Source organism: Ruicaihuangia caeni (assembly GCF_040536845.1).
Lineage (GTDB): Bacteria > Actinomycetota > Actinomycetes > Actinomycetales > Microbacteriaceae > Ruicaihuangia > Ruicaihuangia caeni.
The window spans coordinates 1,320,403-1,336,448 of the sequence record NZ_CP159582.1; the positions used below are offsets into that span (position 1 = coordinate 1,320,403).

The 16,046-nt window shown below is 66.3% G+C and carries 16 protein-coding genes and 2 tRNA genes; 11 read left to right on the forward strand and 7 right to left on the reverse strand.

Annotated elements, in window-relative coordinates:
- The first annotated feature begins 17 nt into the window (after positions 1 to 17).
- The 6 genes from gyrA (at position 18) to ABV606_RS06150 (ending at position 3,957) form a co-directional block, all read left to right on the forward strand.
- The gene (gene gyrA / locus ABV606_RS06125; protein ID WP_353987074.1) at positions 18 to 2,585 is read left to right on the forward strand and encodes a DNA gyrase subunit A; all 2,568 of its coding nucleotides are present in this window, start codon (positions 18 to 20) and stop codon (positions 2,583 to 2,585) included.
- Positions 2,578 to 2,985, forward strand: coding sequence for a DUF3566 domain-containing protein (locus ABV606_RS06130; RefSeq protein WP_281488909.1), 408 nt, complete (start codon positions 2,578 to 2,580; stop codon positions 2,983 to 2,985). The genes gyrA and ABV606_RS06130 overlap by 8 nt, the downstream gene beginning before the upstream one ends.
- A 49-nt stretch (positions 2,986 to 3,034) precedes the next feature.
- Positions 3,035 to 3,108: transfer RNA gene (locus ABV606_RS06135), tRNA-Ile, on the forward strand.
- A gap of 37 nt (positions 3,109 to 3,145) precedes the next feature.
- Positions 3,146 to 3,218: transfer RNA gene (locus tag ABV606_RS06140), tRNA-Ala, on the forward strand.
- Between the two features lie 97 nt (positions 3,219 to 3,315).
- Positions 3,316 to 3,483 carry a hypothetical protein gene (locus ABV606_RS06145; RefSeq protein ID WP_353987075.1) on the forward strand — a complete coding sequence of 56 codons (168 nt, stop codon included), beginning with the start codon at positions 3,316 to 3,318 and terminating at the stop codon, positions 3,481 to 3,483.
- A gap of 48 nt (positions 3,484 to 3,531) precedes the next feature.
- Complete coding sequence (locus tag ABV606_RS06150; RefSeq protein ID WP_281488929.1) at positions 3,532 to 3,957, forward strand: NUDIX hydrolase; 426 nt, start codon at positions 3,532 to 3,534, stop codon at positions 3,955 to 3,957.
- Positions 3,958 to 4,046: 89 nt separating this feature from the next.
- On the opposite strand, the gene ABV606_RS06155 is transcribed toward ABV606_RS06150, so the two are convergent.
- A complete protein-coding gene (locus ABV606_RS06155) occupies positions 4,047 to 4,574 on the reverse strand; it encodes a DNA helicase (RefSeq protein WP_281488930.1) in 528 nt (175 codons plus the stop codon).
- A gap of 122 nt (positions 4,575 to 4,696) precedes the next feature.
- Here ABV606_RS06155 and ABV606_RS06160 point away from each other — a divergent pair, with 122 nt between their 5' ends.
- Together ABV606_RS06160 and ABV606_RS06165 are read left to right on the forward strand one after the other, a co-directional pair.
- On the forward strand, positions 4,697 to 5,230 hold the full coding sequence (locus ABV606_RS06160; protein ID WP_281488931.1) for a peptidylprolyl isomerase: 534 nt from the start codon (positions 4,697 to 4,699) through the stop codon (positions 5,228 to 5,230).
- 228 nt (positions 5,231 to 5,458) lie between these two features.
- Positions 5,459 to 6,070: a rhomboid family intramembrane serine protease gene (locus ABV606_RS06165; RefSeq protein ID WP_353987076.1), complete on the forward strand. Its 612-nt coding sequence runs from the start codon at positions 5,459 to 5,461 to the stop codon at positions 6,068 to 6,070.
- A gap of 169 nt (positions 6,071 to 6,239) precedes the next feature.
- Here the strand turns inward: ABV606_RS06165 and ABV606_RS06170 are convergent, their stop codons facing one another.
- Positions 6,240 to 6,485 carry a cell division protein CrgA gene (locus ABV606_RS06170; protein WP_281488933.1) on the reverse strand — a complete coding sequence of 82 codons (246 nt, stop codon included), beginning with the start codon at positions 6,483 to 6,485 and terminating at the stop codon, positions 6,240 to 6,242.
- A 113-nt stretch (positions 6,486 to 6,598) separates the two neighbouring features.
- Between ABV606_RS06170 and ABV606_RS06175 the strand changes: the two genes are divergently transcribed.
- From ABV606_RS06175 to ABV606_RS06185, 3 genes are read left to right on the forward strand one after another with little or no spacing between them, the layout of a single operon-like run.
- The gene (locus ABV606_RS06175; RefSeq protein WP_353987077.1) at positions 6,599 to 7,504 is read left to right on the forward strand and encodes a class E sortase; all 906 of its coding nucleotides are present in this window, start codon (positions 6,599 to 6,601) and stop codon (positions 7,502 to 7,504) included.
- On the forward strand, positions 7,504 to 7,662 hold the full coding sequence (locus ABV606_RS06180) for a hypothetical protein (RefSeq protein WP_281488935.1): 159 nt from the start codon (positions 7,504 to 7,506) through the stop codon (positions 7,660 to 7,662). Before ABV606_RS06175 ends, ABV606_RS06180 begins: the two co-directional genes overlap by 1 nt.
- On the forward strand, positions 7,659 to 8,318 hold the full coding sequence (locus tag ABV606_RS06185) for an anthranilate synthase component II (protein WP_353987078.1): 660 nt from the start codon (positions 7,659 to 7,661) through the stop codon (positions 8,316 to 8,318). Before ABV606_RS06180 ends, ABV606_RS06185 begins: the two co-directional genes overlap by 4 nt.
- 60 nt (positions 8,319 to 8,378) lie before the next feature.
- Here the strand turns inward: ABV606_RS06185 and pknB are convergent, their stop codons facing one another.
- From pknB to ABV606_RS06210, 5 genes are all read right to left on the reverse strand, one after another.
- The gene (pknB, locus tag ABV606_RS06190; RefSeq protein WP_353987079.1) at positions 8,379 to 10,085 is read right to left on the reverse strand and encodes a Stk1 family PASTA domain-containing Ser/Thr kinase; all 1,707 of its coding nucleotides are present in this window, start codon (positions 10,083 to 10,085) and stop codon (positions 8,379 to 8,381) included.
- A 132-nt stretch (positions 10,086 to 10,217) separates the two neighbouring features.
- On the reverse strand, positions 10,218 to 11,945 hold the full coding sequence (locus tag ABV606_RS06195; protein ID WP_353987080.1) for a serine/threonine-protein kinase: 1,728 nt from the start codon (positions 11,943 to 11,945) through the stop codon (positions 10,218 to 10,220).
- Complete coding sequence (locus ABV606_RS06200; protein ID WP_353987081.1) at positions 11,942 to 13,396, reverse strand: peptidoglycan D,D-transpeptidase FtsI family protein; 1,455 nt, start codon at positions 13,394 to 13,396, stop codon at positions 11,942 to 11,944. The genes ABV606_RS06195 and ABV606_RS06200 overlap by 4 nt, the downstream gene beginning before the upstream one ends.
- Positions 13,393 to 14,814: an FtsW/RodA/SpoVE family cell cycle protein gene (locus ABV606_RS06205; RefSeq protein ID WP_353987082.1), complete on the reverse strand. Its 1,422-nt coding sequence runs from the start codon at positions 14,812 to 14,814 to the stop codon at positions 13,393 to 13,395. Before ABV606_RS06205 ends, ABV606_RS06200 begins: the two co-directional genes overlap by 4 nt.
- Complete coding sequence (locus ABV606_RS06210; RefSeq protein WP_281488941.1) at positions 14,798 to 16,042, reverse strand: Stp1/IreP family PP2C-type Ser/Thr phosphatase; 1,245 nt, start codon at positions 16,040 to 16,042, stop codon at positions 14,798 to 14,800. Before ABV606_RS06210 ends, ABV606_RS06205 begins: the two co-directional genes overlap by 17 nt.
- Between the last annotated feature and the right edge of the window lie 4 nt (positions 16,043 to 16,046).

Consider the following 16,046-nt stretch of genomic DNA (forward strand, 5'->3'; position numbering starts at 1 on the left):
GACAACGAAGGAAAGCAATGGCAGAAGAGAACGAGTCGATCGGCGAGCAGCCCGCAGGCGGCCGCGTCAACCAGGTCGACCTCCAGCTCGAGATGCAGCGCAGCTACCTCGACTACGCCATGAGCGTGATCGTCGGCCGAGCGCTGCCCGAGGTTCGTGACGGCCTCAAGCCCGTGCACCGTCGCGTCATCTATGCCATGTATGACGGCGGGTACCGCCCCGACAAGGCCTTCTCGAAGTGCGCCCGCGTCGTCGGCGATGTCATGGGCCAGTTCCACCCGCACGGCGACAGTGCCATCTACGACGCGCTCGTGCGGCTCGTGCAGCCCTGGAGCCTTCGCTATCCGCTCGCGCTCGGGCAGGGCAACTTCGGTTCACCGGGCAACGACGGTGCCGCCGCTCCCCGGTACACCGAGACGAAGATGGCTCCGCTCGCGCTCGAGATGGTGCGCGACATCGACGAGGAGACCGTCGACTTCCAGGACAACTACGACGGTCGCACCCAGGAGCCGACGGTGCTGCCGGCGCGGTTCCCGAACCTCCTGGTGAACGGCTCGGTCGGCATCGCCGTCGGCATGGCGACGAACATTCCACCGCATAACCTGCGCGAAGTCGCTGACGGAGCGCTCTGGGCGCTCGCGAACCCCGAGGCGAGCCGCGAGGAACTGCTGGAAGCGCTCATGCAGCGCATCAAGGGCCCCGACTTCCCGACCGGCGCGCAGATCCTCGGCGTCAAGGGCATCCGAGACGCCTATGTGACCGGTCGCGGATCCATCACCATGCGAGCGGTCGTGACCGTCGAGGAGATCCAGGGACGCACGTGCCTGGTCGTCTCGGAACTGCCGTACCAGGTGAACCCCGACAACCTGGCCATCAAGATCGCCGACCTCGTGAAGGACGGCAAGCTCACCGGCATCGCCGACATCCGTGACGAGACGTCGGGACGCACCGGTCAGCGTCTCGTGATCGTGCTCAAGCGCGACGCGGTCGCGAAGGTCGTGCTGAACAACCTCTACAAGCACACCCAGCTGCAGGAGAACTTCGGCGCGAACATGCTCGCGATCGTCGACGGCGTGCCGCGCACGCTCTCGCTCGACGGCTTCATCAGCGCCTGGGTCGACCACCAGATCGACGTCATCGTGCGTCGCACCCGTTTCAGGCTCAACAAGGCCGAGGCCGAGGCGCACATCCAGCGCGGCTACCTGAAGGCGCTCGACCTGCTCGATGAGGTGATCGCGCTCATCCGCCGCTCCGCCGACGTCGAAGCGGCTCGTGAAGGCCTCAAGGACCTGCTCGACATCGACGATCTCCAGGCCAATGCGATCCTGTCGATGCAGCTGCGACGACTCGCAGCGCTCGAACGGCAGAAGATCATCGACTACGCGGCCGAGCTCGAGCGCCAGATCGCCGAATACCAGGCGATTCTCGCCGATCCCGCCCAGCAGCGCGCGATCGTGAGCGAAGAGCTCACCGAGATCGTCGACAAGTACGGCGACGACCGTCGCACCGAGATCATGTACGGCTACGACGGCGACATGGACATCGAAGATCTCATCCCCGAAGAGGAGATGGTGATCACCGTGACGCGTGACGGCTACGTCAAGCGCACGCGCAGTGACAACTACCGCAGCCAGCACCGCGGTGGAAGAGGCGTGCGCGGCGCCCAGCTGCGGGCGGATGACGTCGTCGAGCACTTCTTCGTGACCACGACGCACCACTGGTTGCTGTTCTTCACCACCAAGGGCCGCGTGTACCGCGCGAAGGCGTACGAACTGCAGGAAGGCGGTCGCGACGCGAAGGGCCAGCACGTCGCCAACCTGCTCGCGCTGCAACCCGATGAGGAGATCGCCCAGATCCTCGACATCCCGGACTACGAAGCGGCGAAGTACCTCGCGCTCGCGACCCGTCAGGGACTCGTCAAGAAGACAGCCCTCGCCGAGTACGACACCAACCGTTCCGGCGGTATCATCGCGATCAACCTGCGCGAAGGCGACGAGCTGGTGTCGGCCATGCTCATCGACGAGGACAGTGATGTGCTGCTCGTCTCGCGGAAGGGCATGTCGCTGCGCTTCACGGCGACCGATGAGGCGCTGCGGCCCATGGGTCGCGCCACCTCTGGTGTGATCGGCATGCACTTCCGAGCCGGCGACGAATTGCTCAGCGCCTCGGTCGTGACCGATGACGGGTTCGTCTTCGTCGTCACTGAAGGGGGCTACGCCAAGCGCACCGCCGTCGACCAGTACCGCGTGCAGAACCGTGGCGGGCTGGGCATCAAGGTCGCCAAACTCAGCGACGATCGCGGCGATCTCGCCGGCGCGTTGATTGTCGATGAGGACGACGAGACCCTGGTCGTGCTTGCCAGCGGCAAGGTGGTACGCTCTGCCGTGGCCGAGGTACCGGCCAAGGGTCGCGACACGATGGGCGTGGTGTTCGCGCGGTTCGCTGATGATGACAAGATCATTGCGATCGCGAAGAACAGCGAGCGCAACCTCGTGGACCGCGACGACGAGAACGACACAGCATCCGATGGTGCTCCGGCATCCGCCGAAGAAGCGCCCGGGAAGGACACCGCGATAGATGAGTAGCGTCGCCGAAAAGCTCCAGCGGAAGGCGCCGCGTCAGGCCGGCACCAAGCAGGTGCGGCTGAAGCTCGTGTACGTCGACTTCTGGTCGGTCGTGAAGATCTCGTTCCTGGTGGCTGTCTGCGCCGGCATCGTGCTGGTCGTCGCCGCCGTGCTCGTCTGGATCGTGCTGCAGTCGACGCATGTCTTCGACAGCATCGACAGCCTGCTGCGCGATGTGCTCGGCAACAACGAGTTCACGGTGATGGAGATGTTCGGGCTCGGGCAGGTGGCGCTGTTCGCCATCATCATCGCCGCGCTCAACGTCGTCGTCGGTACGGCGCTCGGGGCGATCAGCGCGCTGCTGTACAACCTCATCGCGAGGGTCACCGGCGGCATCCTGGTCGGCTTCACCAACAGCTGACGCGATTACAGGAACGCGGCCCGCATACGGTACAGTTTTATGCGGTTCGGGGGTTATAGCTCAGGTGGTTAGAGCGCTTCGCTGATAACGAAGAGGTCCCAGGTTCGAGTCCTGGTAACCCCACAAATTTCCCTCAGGGGAGCGCAAGCTCTCCGCCCGAGGGGCCTTAGCTCAATTGGTAGAGCACCTGCTTTGCAAGCAGGGGGTTAGGGGTTCAAGTCCCCTAGGCTCCACATCTTCTTGGCTCATCTATCGGACCGCATCGGACAGACGAGATCGCACTCGGAATGGGTCGCGACGACTCGTCCTCTTGAGGGGTAGCTTGCCCTTGTGACCCAGGAACTCGTCGTCCTTCTTGTTATCGCTGGCTGGGTTGTCGGCGTCAGCCTCGGAATCCTCGTCCAGTACCTCGTGCTTCGTTATGCCATTCAGCACGCACTGCGTGCGCACTACTGGTACAAATTCGATCTCAAGTATGGTCCGGAGCCGAAAGACTAGGACGTCGCAAAGTGCGGCTCGCCGACCCCAGCGTGGCATCATGGCTCGGTGGATATCCGAGTCGCGGCATACGGCGTGATCGTCGATGACGGCGGCCGTGTGCTGCTGTCGCACTGGAACGAGCACGGCCGGTCGGGGTGGAGCATGCCCGGCGGCGGGCTCGAGCCGGGGGAGGACCCTGCGGCCGCGGCGGTGCGAGAGATATTCGAGGAGACCGGATACAACGCAGAGCTCGGCCACTTGCTGGGCATCGACTCGCATGTGGTGCCCGCCGCGAACCGCAGCAAGCGCACCGACGTGCCACTGCACGCGATCAGGATCGTCTACCGCGCCAGGGTCGTCGGCGGCAAGCTCACGAACGAGGTCGGCGGCAGCTCGGATGAGGCGAAGTGGTTCTCTCTGAAGGAGATCGGCTCGCTTCAGCGAGTAGGCCTTGTCGACATCGCGCTGAGGATGGCGGGACTCCGACCGTGACTCTCACGCGGGACTCCGCGTAGAGGCGGAGCTCGAAAGATCAGGACGCGCGCATCTCGTGAACGCGTAGCGTCGGCCGCGCGAACGCGTCAGACTGTCGCGGAAGCCTCGGTCGCCGTAGCACCCAGCTCTTCGGCCTCGACCCAGAGCTCGTCGTCAGCGCGCAGCGTCTGCCACACGGCGTAACCGACGCCGGCGGCGGCCAGGATGCCGAGGGCGATGCCGAAGAAGGCCAGCACACCCTTTCCGCGCTTCTGCTTGCCGCGGAGTGCGGCGGCCCGGAACTTCGGATCCTTCGCCACCTCGATCACCGCGAGCGCCGAACCGAGCGCACCTGACACAGCGGAGCCGAAGCCCTGCTTCGCGCCCCGGCGCGCACCGTCTGCCACAGTGCGGCCCGCGGCGATGCCCGTCGCGATCACCGGCCTAACGCGGTGATCGTACGCTTCGCGCACACGCGGAGTCACTTCTTCCTGCGTCAGCTTGCCGAGCTGGCGGCTCGCCTCACGAACGACGACGTTCGCGTGATCAAGCACCTCGCGTTGTTCGCGCCACAGCGACTCGGCCTTGCCCTGGAGCTTCTTGAGTTCGCGACTGCGCTTGCGGGAAATTGCCATGTCGACCTCCGTGGAACCGTGCCGTGGACTTACCCATCGTGGCACGATTCACTCTTCCGGCAAACAGTCCGCACTGGGCGCGGGCTGTGAGCTCCCAGTCGGCGCTATGGAACAATCGAGGCATGCATACCGCCGTTGCGACGATCCACACCAACCACGGTGACATCAAGGTCAACCTGTACGGGAACCACGCACCCAAGACGGTGCAGAACTTCGTGGGGCTGGCCACGGGCACCATCGAGTGGACGCACCCCGCCACGGGCGCCAAGACCACCGAACCGCTCTACAACGGCGTGATCTTCCACCGCATCATCAAGGACTTCATGCTGCAGGGCGGCGATCCGCTCGGGCAGGGCATCGGTGGGCCCGGTTACCAGTTCGATGACGAGATCCACCCCGAGCTCGACTTCAGCAAGCCGTATGTGCTCGCCATGGCGAACGCCGGCGTGCAGTTCGGGCGCGGCACCAACGGCTCGCAGTTCTTCATCACGACCGTTCCGACGCCGTGGCTGCAGGGCAAGCACACCATCTTCGGTGTGGTCGCCGACGACGAGTCGAAGAAGGTCGTCGACGAGATCGAGGGTGTTGCGACCGACGGTCGCGACAAGCCGCTCGAAGACGTCGTGATCTCGAGCATCACCGTCACCGAGGTCTGAGTGAGCGCGGCGACGCCTGAGGCGTCGGCGAACTACTGCTACCGGCATCCGGATCGGCAGAGCTGGATTCTCTGCCAGCGCTGCGGGCGAACCATCTGCACCGAGTGCCAGACACCCGCGGCCGTGGGGGTTCACTGTCCCGAGTGCATCGCGGAGGCTCGGCGCACGACACCCAAGCCGCGACGTCGGGTCTCGGTGCTGCTGCGGCCCGATTCGGGACGACCCGTCGTGACGTGGACCATCATGGCGATCACGGCACTGGTGTACCTGCTGCAGGCTGTGGTGCCCGCCGTCACCCAGTACCTCATCTACTACCCGCCGTTCACACCGTGGGCGCCGTGGACCATGCTGACCGCCATCATCGCGCACTCGAGCTTCGTGCACCTCGCGGTCAACATGCTCACGCTCTTCCTGTTCGGACCGATGATCGAGCATCTGCTCGGCCGATGGCGCTTCCTTGTGCTCTACCTGCTCGCAGGGCTCGGTGGATCGGTGGCGGTGCTGTGGCTCGCACCGCACACCGGCGTGCTGGGAGCCTCAGGAGCGATCTTCGGATTGCTGGGCGCGTTCTTCGTGATTCAACGCGGCCTCGGAGGCAACACGGCACAGTTGGTGGTCGTGATCGCACTGAACCTGGGCCTCGGGTTCTTCGTGCCGCGCATCTCGTGGCAGGCGCACCTCGGCGGCCTCATCATCGGCGCGCTGGTGGCGTTCATCTACATGCGCACGCGCGAGCGATCGAAGCGGGGAGTGCAACTCGCCCTGCTCGTGTCGACCGGGGCGCTGCTGGTCGCTGCCACGGTCGCACGGTTCGTGATGGCCATCTCGTTCGGGATCTGAGCGGGCCGAGCGGTTCAAAGAATTGCTCGAGCACTGCCGAGCCGCCTCGCGAAGTTATCCACAGGTGATTCCACAGTGGGGATAATTACAGGCGTGTAAGTCCGCCCCCATACTGGGCACAGCTGTCATCGCGGACGGCCGCCTCTGTGGAGAAGCGGGTGCGGAGCGGCTAGCGCCACCTCGTGGTCATGAGGAATCCGATGAACATGATTCCGAAGCCCACGAGGATGTTCCAGTTCCCGATCGCGTCGATGGGGAACCGCGTGTCGCTCACGTAGAAGACGATGATCCAGATCAGCCCCAGCAGCATGAAGCCGAACATGAGGGGCTTGAACCACACCGGATTGGGCGCGGGTTCGCCCGGCTGGCGGTCTTCGCGACGGTCGGCGTCAGAGCGAGCGTTGGAACGGGCCATGCGCGAGAGTCTAGCGTGACCGGCGCAAACGACTCTGGAACCCGAGCAGCCGTCGGTGCCCCTCGAGCACCGGTACGGCGCCTCACGCTTGGTGCACTCCCTACAATCGGAGGGTGAGCAGGCATCCGGGATCGAGCGCTCGCCTGCAGTCTCGGCAGCCGCTCGAACAACGGGTGGGCGCCAGCGGCACCCGAGGCGGGAGCGGTGACCGCCGCATCACCCTTTTGGGCGTACTGGGCGAGCTTCTGGTGACCGCTGGGGTGCTGGTGCTGCTGTTCATCGCTTGGCAACTCTGGTTCAACGACGTGATCGCGACGTCGACGCAGACGGATGCCGCGGCATCCCTCAGCGAGACTTGGCTCGAGCGCACCGCTCCCGAGTCACCAGCGCCGGGCGGGTCGGCAGGGGCGACTCCGGAGCATCCGCACGAACCGGTCGTCATGGCCGCCCCCGAACGCAACGAGACCTGGGGTGTGCTGTTCGTTCCGCGCTGGGGCGCTGACTACGCACGGCCCGTCGCCGAGGGCACAGCGCTCCGTCCCGTGCTGAACGAGATCGGCATCGGTCACTACGTGGAAACGCAGTTGCCCGGCGAGGTCGGCAATGTCGCGCTCGCGGCGCATCGGAACGCCTACGGCGCCCCCTTCGGCGGCGTGCCGGATCTTCGGGTCGGCGACGCGATCGTGCTGCAGACCGTCGACGGCTGGTACACCTACCGATTCCGGAACCTCGAGTATGTGAAGCCAAGCGGAGTCGGCGTGCTGAATCCGGTACCGCAATCCCCGCGAGCGGCCGGTGTGGATGAGCGGTACATCACCCTCACCACCTGCAACCCGCTGTACTCAGTCGCGGAACGCGTGGCAGCCTACGGCGTCTTCGAATCGTTCCACCCGACGGCGGGCGGTCCTCCGGCATCCCTGGCCGCGCCAGAGGAGCCGGCGGCATCAGGCCCGAGCGCTGCGGCGCCGGCGGCATCCTTCTCGCCCGGTTCCGTCTCTGCTCACTCAGGAGGTCGCTGATGTACGCTGCGCTGTGGCGGTCGCTGCCCGGACCCGTCTGGTTGCGCCTGCTGATCCTGATTGTGCTCGTCGCCGCGGTGCTCACCGCGCTGGCGCTGTGGGTGTTCCCCTGGATCGATAGCCTCATCGCCCCCCTGGAAGTGACGGTCGAAGAATGACCCGAGTACTCGTCATCGACAACTACGACAGCTTCGTCTACACCCTCAACGGCTACCTGCTCGAGCTGGGTGCGCAGACCGATGTCGTGCGCAATGACGACTTCGAAGCGGATGCCGCAGGCGATCGCATCGCCGAGTACGACGCCGTGCTGCTCTCACCCGGGCCGGGCACGCCCGCGGCTGCGGGAGTCTCAGTTCCGGTGGTGCATGCCGCTCTTGAGGCCGGAAAGCCGCTCCTGGGCGTGTGCTTGGGTCACCAGGCCATCGCCGAGGCGCTGGGCGCGACCGTGACGCACGCTGAGGAGCTCATGCACGGCAAGACCTCGACCGTCACGCATGACGACAACTCGTTCTTCGACGGTGTGCCACAGCCGTTCACCGCCACCCGGTACCACTCCCTCGCGGTCGTGGACGGCACCGTGCCCGACGCGCTGCGCGTGACCGCGCGCACCGAGGGTGGCGTGATCATGGCGCTGGAGCACCGCGACGCTCCCGTATACGGCGTGCAGTTCCACCCTGAGTCGGTGCTGACCGAGGGCGGATACCGCATGCTGGGCAACTGGCTCGAGATCGCCGGACTCGAAGGCGCCAGCGCACGGGCTGAAGGCCTCAGCCCGCTGGTCAGTCACGAGGGCGAAGAAGACCGTAGAGCCTGAGCGATACGACGGCTTCCTGAGCGGCGCAGCTGCTACCCCTCGCCCAGCCGGTGCAGTCGCTCAGCCGGCGCAGTACCGCAGCGCGACCTCGGACTTCTGAGGCTGGTCGCCCGGCGCGAGGCTCTGGCCCGACACGGTCTGCCCTGAGCATCCCATGTCGGGTTCGAGGCGCACGCGAAGCCCGAGCGAGTTCTGCAGCGTCCTGGTGGCCTCGCTGACATTCATGCCGGTGACGTCGGGCACCTTCACCATGCCGTTGCTCACCACGAGGTTCACGGTGTCGCCCTCACGAGCTCGCTGACCGCCGGCCGGGTCGCTGCTGAGCACCACACCGGCGGGCACGGATGCCGAGTACTCCGACGTCGAGGTTCCAGGCACCAGCTTCGCCGCTTCGATCGCCTGGATCGCCGCTTCCTCACCGAGCCTCTCCACGTGCGGCACGTCAACCGGCGCCCGGCCGATCGAGACGTATACGCCCACGAGGGAGTCTGGTGCGACTCGGACATCAGCCTCGGGGTCGGTGCGGATCACCTCGCCCTCGGGAACGGTGTCGCTCACCTCGCCGAACCGTTGCGCACGCAGGTGCTGCTCGTGCAGCACGTCGACGGCGTCGTCGTACTGCTGGCCGGTCACGTCGGGCACGGCCGCTGAGATCGCGCCGGTCAGGGAGGTGGGGGCCAGGTTGAACGTCCAGTACAGCACGGCGGCGATGATCACCGCCATGACGGTGATGCCGCCCCAGATCCATGCGACCGGCGGCCGCGATTGCGACCGCGGCGGGCGATCCTCGTTGACCGTGAGCTGCCGCAGCGTGCTCTCGGAGGCCGCCGTCGCGTTCGGGTGCACGCCGAAGAGCGTTGCGCCTGCATCGCCGGAGATATCGATGCGACGAGTCGGCACCTTGCCGGCCGCGACTGCTTCGACATCCTCGCGGAACTCGGCCGCGCTCTGGAAGCGGTCGAACCGGTCTTTCGCCAGTGAGTGCAGCACGACGGAGTCGAGCGCGGGAGAGACGCTCGAGTTGTAGAGACTGGGAGCCTTCGGCGTCTCACTCACGTGCTGGTATGCGACCGCGACTGCGCTCTCGCCCTGGAACGGTGGCCGCCCCGCGAGCATCTCGAAGAGCACGACACCCGCTGAGTACAGATCGGTGCGGGCGTCGACGTTCTCGCCTCTTGCCTGCTCGGGCGAGAAGTACTGCGCCGTGCCGACGATGGCGCTGGTCTGGGCGAGGGTCGATGACGTCTCTGTCACGGCGCGGGCGATGCCGAAGTCGGCGACCTTCACCTGGCCGCTCGGCGTCACCATGATGTTGCCGGGCTTGATGTCGCGGTGCACGACGCCGGCGCGGTGCGAGTACTCGAGCGCGGTCAGCACTCCCTTGATGATGCGCATCGCATCGTCAGGATGCATCGGGCCGTCGGCGATGATGTCCCTGAGCAGACGACCGTCGACGTATTCCATCACGATGAACGGTACGTACCGTTCGATCCCGCGGTCGTCGGTTGTGGTCTCCTCACCCGCGTCGTACACGCGGACGATCGTGGGGTGCGCCATGCGCGCCGCAGCCTGTGCCTCGCGCCGAAACCGCACCCGGAACGACGGGTCTTCGGCGAGTTCGGGCTTGAGCAGCTTGATGGCGACTTGCCGGCCGAGGCGCGTGTCGGTGCCGATGTGCACTTCGGCCATGCCGCCGCGGCCGATGAGATCGCCGACCTGGTACCGTCCGGCGAGTTGGCGGATCACTGTGGTGTCGCCGTCCGCCATGCCTGTCCTGCCCCTACGTGATGCTCGGCGTGATCGCCTCGAATGCGTTGCAAGTGTAATCGAGGCGAGGCTTCGAACCCCTCAAGAGCCGCTTCGGGCGAGACGCGTCATCCGCGCCGCCCCGTATGGCGGTCAGCCGCCGGTGCCGCCGGTGCCGGCCCCGGGTGTTCCCTCGGTCGGCGGGGCTGCCACGGTGAACGTGGTGGCCGGCGAGCTCGGCGAAGTCTGGTCGCCGCACTTGGCGATGTACGAGATCGAGATGTCGCCCGTGTAGTCCGAGGCGATCCGGAAGACCGTCTGGGTGGCGTCGGCGCCCGGAGTACCGTTCGCGAACGTTCCACCACCGGAGGCGGTCAGGATATAGCCCGACAGCGGGGCGCCGGCGGGGCAGCCGTCATAGGTGGCCCACCGCACGGTGACCTCGTCGCCGGGGGCAGGTGCGTCTGGGCCGGACTCGACGGCTGGCGCAGCCGGCCGCTTGGTCGGCGCCGGGGGCGGCGGGATCTCGTCGTAGAACGTGACGTTGATGACCGTGCCGACCTGCACGTTGTTGCCGTATGGGCTGACCTCGTACGAGAGGCCGACTTCGCCCGGGCTCGGGGCGACTCGGCCGATGCTCGGCGCGAAGCCCATCCCCAGTTCATTGAGGCGCGCGGCGACCTGCTCCTGCGTCAGGCCGAGGAGTTCATCGCGCAGGACGGCCGCTGTCTGGCTCGTAGGCGGTGGGCTGCTCGGAGGCTCCGATGTCGTCGGCGGAGTGGTTGGCGCGCTGCTTGTTGTGGAAGGGCCAGGGTTTTCATCCGCCCCCCGGTTCAGCAGCGCGAAGATCGTGCCCGCCAGCACAATCGCCAGCAGTGCGATGAGTGCGATGAGCGGCCAGGTCCATGGATTGCGCTTGCGCTGCTCCTCGACCGGCGTCGTGTCGGTGCGGTCGAGCACCTGGGTGGCGCCAAGCACCTGGGTCGGAGCATCGCCGCCCGCCGCGGCGGGAATGGCGCCGGTGCCGAGGATGCCGGGTACGGCCACTGCCGCGCCGGCTACGTCGCCGCGACGCAGGGCTTGCGCTGCGCGCGCGAGATGCGCAGCGGATGCGGGCCTGTCCTCGGGCTTCTTGGCAATGGACGAGTAGACCAGGTTGCGTACCGGTTCGGCGACAGTGGAGGGGAGCTCTGGCGGCGCTTCGTTGATCTGCGCCATCGCGATCGCGACCTGCGACTCGCCCGTGAAGGGCCGCCGGCCGGCGAGCGCCTCGTAAGCGACGATGCCCAGGGAGTAGATGTCGGTCGATGGCGTTGCCGGCTGCCCGCTGGCCTGCTCCGGCGCGAGGTACTGCACGGTACCCATGACCTGGCCGGTCGCGGTGAGCGGAACCTGGTCGGCGATCCGCGCGATGCCGAAGTCGGTGATCTTCACTCGGCCTTCGGGCGTGATGAGCAGGTTTCCCGGCTTGATGTCGCGGTGCACGAGCCCGGCGCTATGCGCGGCGTGCAGCGCGTTGGCGGTCTGGGCGACGATGTCGAGCACCCGGTCGCTTGACAGCACGCGTTCGCGTTCGATGATCGCGCTCAGGGCTTCGCCCGGCACGAGTTCCATTACCAGGTAGGCGCTGCCTTCCTCTTCGCCGTAGTCATAGACGTTGGCGATGCCCTCGTGGTTCACGAGTGCAGCGTGGCGGGCTTCTGCTCGGAAGCGCTCGAGGAAGCCGGGGTCGCCCATGTACTCGTCTTTGAGGATCTTGATGGCGACCGTTCGACCGATGATGAGGTCGGTGGCCTCCCACACCTCGCCCATGCCGCCGATGGCGACGCGTGACGACAGTTGGTACCTGCCACCGAACGTGAGCCCGCTCGTGGGTCTCATCTACTCAGCACCGCCTCAAGCACTCGCTTAGCGATCGGGGCGGCGATCTGGTTGCCGAACGCGTTCTGCCCGCGCCCCCCACCGTTCTCCACCACGACCGCGACCGCCACCTCCGGGTCGTCGGCCGGTGCGAATCCGGTGAACCACAGCGTGTAGGGTTCCCCCTCCCCGTTCTCTGCAGTCCCCGTCTTACCGGCCACGTCGACTCCGTCTATTCTGGCATTGCTCGCGGCTCCATTGCTGACGCCGGCGACCATCATCTGCTTCACCAGTTCCGCTGTCTGCGCGGTCACCGGCTGGCTGTACACCTCGGCGCTCGGTCCCTTGATCTCGCTCAGGTCGGGCGCGTTGATCGATTCGACGAGCGTCGGCACCATCAGTGTGCCGCCGTTTGCAATCGCAGCGCTGATCATCGCGATCTGGAGGGGTGTGACCCTGTCGTCGCCTTGACCGAACGACGACAGCATGAGGTGGGCCTGGTCCATGTCGCTCGGGTAGACGCTGGCGGTGGTCGACATGGGGATCTCGAGGCTCTCACCGAAGCCGAACGCCTTGGCGTAGTCGGAGATGGTGGCCTCCCCGAGCTGCGCCCCCACCTGGGCGAAGGGGATGTTGCAGCTGAGCCGCAACGCATCTGCAAGGCTCACGGTCTCGCCGCCGCCGCATAGGCTTCCGCCGGCGTTGGTCACGATCGACGATGACTGCGGAAGCTGGAGTTGCGGCGGGTTCGGGATCTGCGTATCGGGCGCGAATTCGCCGCTGTCGATCGCCGCTGCCGCCATGAGCACCTTGAAGACCGAACCCGGGTGGTAGAGGTTGCCGCCGATCGTGCGGTTGTACAGCGGGTTCGCCGGATCGGCGTTGAGGGCCTGATAGGTCTGAATGACGGCGGACGTGTCGTGCTGCGCCAGCGCGTTCGGGTCGTAGCTCGGCTTCGACACCATCGCGAGAATGGCACCGCTGGACGGCTCGATCGCGATGATCGCTCCAGACTGATCGCCCAGCGCATCCCAAGCCGCCTGTTGCACCACGGGATCGATGGTCGTCTCAACCGAGGCGCCCTTGGGGTTCTGTCCGGTGAAGATCGCCGTGATCTGGTCGAGGAACTGCGCGTTCGAGGTGCCCGTGAGGTAGTCGTTCAGGGCGCCTTCCAGACCGGAGTTGCCCTGGTTGAGCGTGAAGTAGCCGGTGATGGGCGCGTACAGCTCGGGCGATGGATACACGCGCTGGAACTTGTACTGGCTGTCATCCGGCACCGACTGAGCGATGGGCGTGCCGTCGACGAGGATCGGCCCGCGTTCGGCCGAGTAGCTCGAATAGAGCGTACGGGCGTTCCGAGGGTCGTTGCGGAGCTCGTCGGCCTGCACGACCTGAATGATCGTCGTCGACGTGAACAGCGCGAGGAACATGATGAGCACGGCGATGCTCAGGCGGCGCAGTTCGCGGGTCATGGGCTCACCACCACTCTCGGTTGGTTTCGCACGGTGTCGGAGAGCCGCAGCAGCAGTGCCGCGATCACCCAGTTCGCCAGCAGCGACGACCCACCGGCGGCGAGGAACGGCGTGGTCAACCCCGTCAGCGGAATCACTCGGGTGACGCCCCCGATGACGATGAACACCTGCAGCGCGATCACGAACGAGAGGCCCACTGCGAGCAGCCTGCCGAAATCGTCCTGCCCATTGAATCCGATGCGGAAGCCCCGCGACACGAGGATGAGCATGAGCGCGAGAATCGCGAAGACGCCGGCGAGTCCGAGCTCCTCACCGAGCGCGGCGAAGATGTAGTCACTCTTCGCAAGCGGCGTGAGGTCAGGTCGGCCGAGGCCCCAGCCATTTCCGAGCAACCCGCCCGACGCCATGCCGAAGAGCCCCTGAACGAGCTGGTAGCTGCCGCCGACCGAGTCGTACACGGCGGGGTTGAAGGCGTCGAGCCAGGCATTGAAGCGCCCGTTCACGTATCCGAGGGTCTGGCTGGCGATGACCGCGCCGCCGATGAAGAGCACGAGTCCGAGGATGATCCAGCCGACACGCGCCGTCGCCACGTAGAGCATCACTAGGAACAGTCCGAAGTAGAGCAGCGACGTGCCGAGGTCTCGCTGGAAGACGAGCACCGCCATCGCGGCGGCCCAGATCACCAGGATCGGGCCGAGGTCACGCATCCTTGGGAATCGGATGCCGAGCACTTTCTTGCCGACGAGCGAGAGGGTGTCGCGTGCCGTGACGAGGTAGCCGGCGAAGAACACCGCGAGGGCGATCTTCGCGAGTTCGCCGGGCTGGAATGAGGCGACGCCGATGTTGATCCAGACCCGTGCGCCGTTCACTTCGCGACCGATTCCGGGCAGCAGCGGCAGCAGCAGCAGCACGATGCCGATGAACATCGCGATATAGCGATAGCGCTGCAGCACGCGGTGATTGCGGAACGCGATGACCACCGCGATGGCGGCCGCGATCGCGATCGCGGTCCAGACGATCTGCCTCACGCCGTCGCTCGCCCACCCGGTCGTGCCGCTGTAGAGGTCGAGGCGGTAGATCATGCCGATGCCGATGCCGTTCAGCGTCGACACGATGGGCAGGATGAAGGGGTCGGCGTTCGGCGCCACCACCCGCAGCACGACGTGGAACGCGAGCACGAAGACACCGAGGATCGCGAACGACCAGAGGATGCCGGCATCCGTCTCGCCCGTCATGCCGAGCTGGCCGAGGGCCATCGCCCCGAGTCCGAGGGCGCCGGCGAGCAGCAGCAGGAAGAGCTCGAGGTTGCGGAGGCGGGCTGGTGTGCGGAGCCTGATGCGGATGCTGCTTGTCAGCGTGCCGGCACCCGTGTCATTCGGGCCGGTTCGGCCCGCAGGGAGGCTAACGTTGGGCGGCATTGTCGATCCGTTCGATGATGGCTCGGGCATCGTCGAGATTGCGGGCGTTGATGGTGGCTTCGACGCTGGTGCGCGTGTAATACGGCAGGTCGTCGAGCCAGATCTCGGTCGGTTCGTAGACGTGTGAGAGCGAGATCGGCCCGACGCCCTGCTGCACGCCCTGGAAGATGGCGACCCGGCCTTCGGCCGCGCCGACGTAGTACTGCGATTGCGTCCAGTTGTAGGCGAGTGCAATACCCGTCACGATGGCCGCGATCGCCAGCAGCACCATCGTGAGCCAGGTGACCCTGCGGCGTCGGGCACGGCGGCGATCCTCGTCGATGAGCTCGTCGAGGTACTCCTCGCTCTCGGGCTCGAAGTGGGTGGGGTCGGGCTTGGTCGCTTTGAGCGGGTGAAGCAGGAGTGTTGGCAGGCGGGGGGCGGCGCGGTTGATCTCGCCCTCGTACGTCAAGGGGAGCGCGGCGGAGCCGACGATGCTCGGCGGTTGCGATGCGGAGTCGTCGCTGCCGTCGATGTTCACGACGACGACGGTGACGTTGTCGGGCGCGCCGTTGTCGAGGCTCTCGCGCACCAGCCGGCTTGCGGCATCCCGTGCCTGCGGCACATTGGCGAGCGTCGCGAGGATCTTCTCCTCGGAGACGTAGCTGCTGAGCCCGTCGGAGCAGATCATCCAGCGATCGCCCGGCAGGGTGGTCAGCACCATGGTGTCGATGTCGGGAGTGGCGTCGACATCGCCCAGCACGCGCATGAGCACCGAGCGGCGGGGGTGCACCGCGGCCTCCTCCTGCGTGATGCGTCCGCTGTCGACGAGGCGCTGAACAAAGGTGTGGTCGACGGTGATCTGGCTGAGCTCGCCGTCACGGAAGAGATAGATGCGGCTGTCGCCGATGTGGGCGATCGCGACTTCGCGCCCCACGCGCAGGACAGCGCTGACCGTCGTGCCCATGCCGGTGAGTTCGGGATGGTCGTAGACGGTCTCGGCGAGTTTCACGTTCGCGTCGGACAACGCCTTGTGCAGGGCGGCCTCGGCATCCTGCGCCGAATCGAACTCGCGATCGACCTGAATGATGTGCTGCAGCGCGATCGCGGATGCCACATCGCCCCCGGCGTGGCCGCCCATGCCGTCGGCGACCATGAAGAGATGCGTGCCCGCGTAGCCGGAATCCTGGTTGTTGGCCCGGATCTTTCCGACATGCGACAGCGCAGCGCTCTTCGAGATGACGACCACGCGA

Bases quoted from the DNA above. Each gene is read 5' to 3' on its own strand.
- gyrA (WP_353987074.1), top strand. From the start codon at position 18: ATGGCAGAAGAGAACGAGTCGATCGGCGAGCAGCCCGCAGGCGGCCGC.
- ABV606_RS06130 (WP_281488909.1), top strand. From the start codon at position 2,578: ATGAGTAGCGTCGCCGAAAAGCTCCAGCGGAAGGCGCCGCGTCAGGCC.
- ABV606_RS06155 (WP_281488930.1), bottom strand. From the start codon at position 4,574: ATGGCAATTTCCCGCAAGCGCAGTCGCGAACTCAAGAAGCTCCAGGGC.
- ABV606_RS06160 (WP_281488931.1), top strand. From the start codon at position 4,697: ATGCATACCGCCGTTGCGACGATCCACACCAACCACGGTGACATCAAG.
- ABV606_RS06170 (WP_281488933.1), bottom strand. From the start codon at position 6,485: ATGGCCCGTTCCAACGCTCGCTCTGACGCCGACCGTCGCGAAGACCGC.
- ABV606_RS06180 (WP_281488935.1), top strand. From the start codon at position 7,504: ATGTACGCTGCGCTGTGGCGGTCGCTGCCCGGACCCGTCTGGTTGCGC.
- ABV606_RS06185 (WP_353987078.1), top strand. From the start codon at position 7,659: ATGACCCGAGTACTCGTCATCGACAACTACGACAGCTTCGTCTACACC.
- pknB (WP_353987079.1), bottom strand. From the start codon at position 10,085: ATGGCGGACGGCGACACCACAGTGATCCGCCAACTCGCCGGACGGTAC.
- ABV606_RS06195 (WP_353987080.1), bottom strand. From the start codon at position 11,945: ATGAGACCCACGAGCGGGCTCACGTTCGGTGGCAGGTACCAACTGTCG.
- ABV606_RS06200 (WP_353987081.1), bottom strand. From the start codon at position 13,396: ATGACCCGCGAACTGCGCCGCCTGAGCATCGCCGTGCTCATCATGTTC.
- ABV606_RS06205 (WP_353987082.1), bottom strand. From the start codon at position 14,814: ATGCCGCCCAACGTTAGCCTCCCTGCGGGCCGAACCGGCCCGAATGAC.